This is a genomic window from Microbacterium sp. (assembly GCF_035277845.1).
GTDB lineage: Bacteria > Actinomycetota > Actinomycetes > Actinomycetales > Microbacteriaceae > Microbacterium.
In genome coordinates, this window is record NZ_DATEJS010000308.1 from 1 (window position 1) to 3,547 (window position 3,547).

5 protein-coding genes are annotated in these 3,547 nt (G+C 70.7%); 4 read left to right on the forward strand and 1 reads right to left on the reverse strand.

What is annotated here, in order from left to right; all coding sequences use genetic code 11:
- Positions 1-313 (forward strand): HNH endonuclease signature motif containing protein (locus VJR25_RS13605; protein WP_324115903.1); only part of this gene is annotated, 313 nt, incomplete at its 5' end.
- Between the two features lie 112 nt (positions 314-425).
- The gene (locus VJR25_RS13610; RefSeq protein ID WP_324115906.1) at positions 426-623 is read left to right on the forward strand and encodes a hypothetical protein; all 198 of its coding nucleotides are present in this window, start codon (positions 426-428) and stop codon (positions 621-623) included.
- Between the two features lie 46 nt (positions 624-669).
- Here the strand turns inward: VJR25_RS13610 and VJR25_RS13615 are convergent, their stop codons facing one another.
- Positions 670-1,158 (reverse strand): OsmC family protein, encoded by a 489-nt coding sequence (locus tag VJR25_RS13615; RefSeq protein WP_324115908.1) that lies wholly within the window; start codon positions 1,156-1,158, stop codon positions 670-672.
- Between the two features lie 54 nt (positions 1,159-1,212).
- On the opposite strand from VJR25_RS13615, the gene VJR25_RS13620 reads away from it, so the two are divergent.
- Together VJR25_RS13620 and ald are read left to right on the forward strand one after the other, a co-directional pair.
- Positions 1,213-2,202, forward strand: coding sequence for an asparaginase (locus tag VJR25_RS13620; protein WP_324115910.1), 990 nt, complete (start codon positions 1,213-1,215; stop codon positions 2,200-2,202).
- Positions 2,203-2,247: 45 nt separating this feature from the next.
- A complete protein-coding gene (gene ald / locus VJR25_RS13625; protein WP_324115912.1) occupies positions 2,248-3,360 on the forward strand; it encodes an alanine dehydrogenase in 1,113 nt (370 codons plus the stop codon).
- Positions 3,361-3,547: the final 187 nt, after the last annotated feature.

Sequence of the window (3,547 nt, forward strand, 5' to 3'; positions counted from 1 at the left end):
CCTCAGCGTCCGCGACGGCGGCTGCGCCTGGCCGGCCTGCGACAGACCCGCGTCCTCCTGCGAAGCGCACCACATCGACCCCTACTCCAACGGCGGGCGAACCGACATCGACCGAGGCATCCTGCTGTGCCGGTTCCACCACATGAACCTGCACCACCACCACTGGCGGATCACCCGAACCGGCACCGGCCAGTTCGTGCTGCACTCCCCCGACCCCGACACGGAGCCGATCGTGCTGCACCCACGCCTCGAACGCCGCTGCCTCTTCGGAGACCTGCAGCCGCCACCCACACGATTCCGACCCGCCGCATGACCACACCCAACGGGCCGCGGAAGGCCTGCGTCATCGACACGCTCGTTGCGATAGGCCCGCATGCCGGAGATGACCGCAGACGACGTCGGAGCCCCCGGCTAGCGTGCGGCGCATGGAGATCATCTACGCGCTCGTGGCAGGCGGCATCCTGTTCGGCATCCTCTGGGTCGGATACTGGGCGGTCCACATCGTGCTGTTCATCGTCGTCAACGCCGGCAATCCGGAGCTTCAGAGGCGCCCTCCCACGCCGCGCCCCCGCGGCGAAGGCGGCCAGCGGCGGGGGCGCGAGGAGCGATGGTTCGAGCACTGACGCCCGGGGACGACGTGCGAGACGCGTTTCGACTCGCGCCGCCCGCTCAACGATCGGGAGCGGCGGGGGCGACACGCACCCGGGGGTCGACCCGCACGGGGAAGTTCACCGAGTTCGCGATGAAGCACCATTCGTGGGCCTGGTGGTGGGCGGACTGGGCCGCATCCGTCATCGACTCCTCCACGACCGTGACCACCGGACGCAGCACCACCTCGCGGAAGGCTCCGCCGCCGCGACCGTCTTCGACCATCGTCCCGGAGGCGTCGTCCTCGTATGCGACCACGACGACGCCGGCGGTGACGCAGGCGTGCAGGTACGAGAGCAGGTGGCATTCGCTGAGCGCGGCGAGCAGCAGATCCTCCGGGTTCCACCGCGAGGCGTCGCCGCGGAACGGCTTGTCGGACGAGGCGAGCAGGTCGGGTTTGCCCGCGATCGACATGGTCACGAGACGGTCGTAATCGCGGTAGCCGGACGTCCCGCTCCCGCGGTTCCCGGTCCACTCCGACCGGACAGAGTACTCGTGCTCACCCAGCATGTGCGACAGTCTGCCACCCGGCATCCGGCACCGCCCGGCGATAGGGTGGAGGGCGTGCCGCAGACCTTCTCCGTGACATCCGCCGTCGAACTCGCCACCGTCGAGCGGGGAGGGTTCATAGAATCCCGGCACGCCGGCGCGGCCATCGTGCTCGACGCCGACGGCACCGTCGCCAAGGAGCTCGGCGACCCGTCCGCGCTGATCTTCCCGCGGTCGACCCTCAAGCCCATCCAGGCGCTCGCCTGCCTCACCGCCGGTGCTCCGCTCGAGGGCGTGCAGCTGGGACTCTCGACGGCGAGCCACTCCGGCACCGACGCGCACGTCGCCGTCGTGCGCAGCATCCTCGAGGCCGCAGGCGTCGGTGAGGACGACCTCGGATGCCCGCCCGACTGGCCCGGCGACCGCGCCACCCGCGACGAGATGGTGCGGGAGCACTACTCCGCCGCCCGCGTCCGCATGAACTGCTCGGGCAAGCACGCGACGATGCTGCTCACATGCGTCACCGCCGGCTGGGACACCGCCACCTACCTCGACCCCGCACACCCGCTGCAGGTGCAGATCCGGGAGCTCACCGAGCGCCTCTCCGGCGAACGGGTCGCGGCCACCGCCGCCGACGGATGCGGCGCGCCCGTGCACGCGATCAGCCTCGCCGGGCTCGCGAAGGCGATCCAGCGCATCGGCACGTCGTCGACGAGCTCGCCGTTCGCGCTGCACCGCAGCGCCGGGCAGCTCGTGCAGGCGGTGCGGGACAACCCGTGGACCATCGCCGGCCCCGGCCGCGACGACACCGTCATCATGGAGCGCCTCGGCGTCTTCTCGAAGGTCGGGGCGGAGGGCGTGCACATCATGGTCGCGCCCAACGGCACCACCGTCGCCCTGAAGACGCTCGACGGCTCGTCGCGGGCAAGCGCCGCCGTCGCGCTGCGCCTGCTCGAACTCGCCGGCGCCCTCGACCCCGCTGCCGTCGCCGAGACGACCGCGAAGCTTCCGCTGACCGTCTACGGCGGCGGCCAGGACGTGGGCAGGATCCGCCCCGCGTTCTGACACCGACCCCGCTCACAGGCGAGCGGAGAGAAAGAAACGATAACCATGAGAATCGGTGTACCCACCGAGATCAAGAACAACGAGTTCCGCGTGGCCCTCACGCCCGCGGGCGTGCACGACCTGGTCTCATCCGGCCACGAGGTGTTCGTGCAGCGCGGCGCCGGCGTCGGCTCGTCGATGCCTGACACGGAATATGCGGATGCGGGAGCGACCCTCCTCGACGACGCCGCCGATGTCTGGGGTCGTGCAGAACTCCTGTTGAAGGTCAAGGAACCCATCGCCGCCGAGTACGGCTACTTCCGCGACGACCTGGTGCTGTTCACCTACCTGCACCTCGCCGCGGACCGCCCGCTCACCGAGCGGCTCGTCGCCGACAAGGTGACCGCGATCGCCTACGAGACCGTGCAGCTGGGAGGCCTCCTGCCGCTGCTCGCCCCGATGAGCGAGGTCGCGGGGCGCCTCGCCCCCATGGTCGGAGCGCACACGCTGATGAAGTCGTCCGGCGGCTTCGGCGTGCTGATGTCGGGCGTTCCCGGCACTCGCCCGGCCAGGGTGACCGTCATCGGAGGCGGCGTCGCCGGGGCGAACTCCGCGGTCATCGCCGCGGGCATGGGCGCCGACGTGACCGTGTTCGACACGAACATCCCGCGGCTGCGGTACCTGGACGACCACTTCCAGGGACGTCTGAAGACCGCGGCATCCAACCCGCTCGACCTCGACCGCGCCGTCGTCGACTCGGACCTGGTGATCGGATCCGTGCTGATCCCGGGGGCCAAGGCGCCGAAGCTCGTCACGAACGACATGGTGGCGCGGATGCGGCCCGGCTCGGTGCTCGTGGACATCGCCGTGGACCAGGGCGGATGCTTCGAGGACACGCACCCGACCACCCACGACGACCCCACCTTCCAGGTGCACGGGTCGGTGTTCTACTGCGTCGCGAACATGCCCGGCGCCGTGCCGAACACGTCGACGTCGGCGCTGACCAATGCGACGCTGCCGTACATCCGGCAGATCGCGCGGCGCGGCTGGCAGGAGGCCCTGCGCGCGGATGCCGCGCTGGCCGCGGGGCTGAACACCCACGCGGGATCGGTGGTGAACACCGGCGTCGCGGCAGCGCACGCGATGGACGCGCTGCCGCTGGCGGATGCCCTGAGCTGAGCTGCGGTTGAGCTGAGCGGAGCCCCGCGAGATCGGATGGCCGATTCTCGCGGGGCTTCGTCGTGCCGGGGGGAATCGCGTTTCGGCTCGCTCCGCTCGCTCAACGACCGGGAGGGAGGGAGGGAGCCGCGTTTCGGCTCGCTCCGCTCGCTCAACGACCGGGAGAGGGGAGGGAGGGCAGGAATCG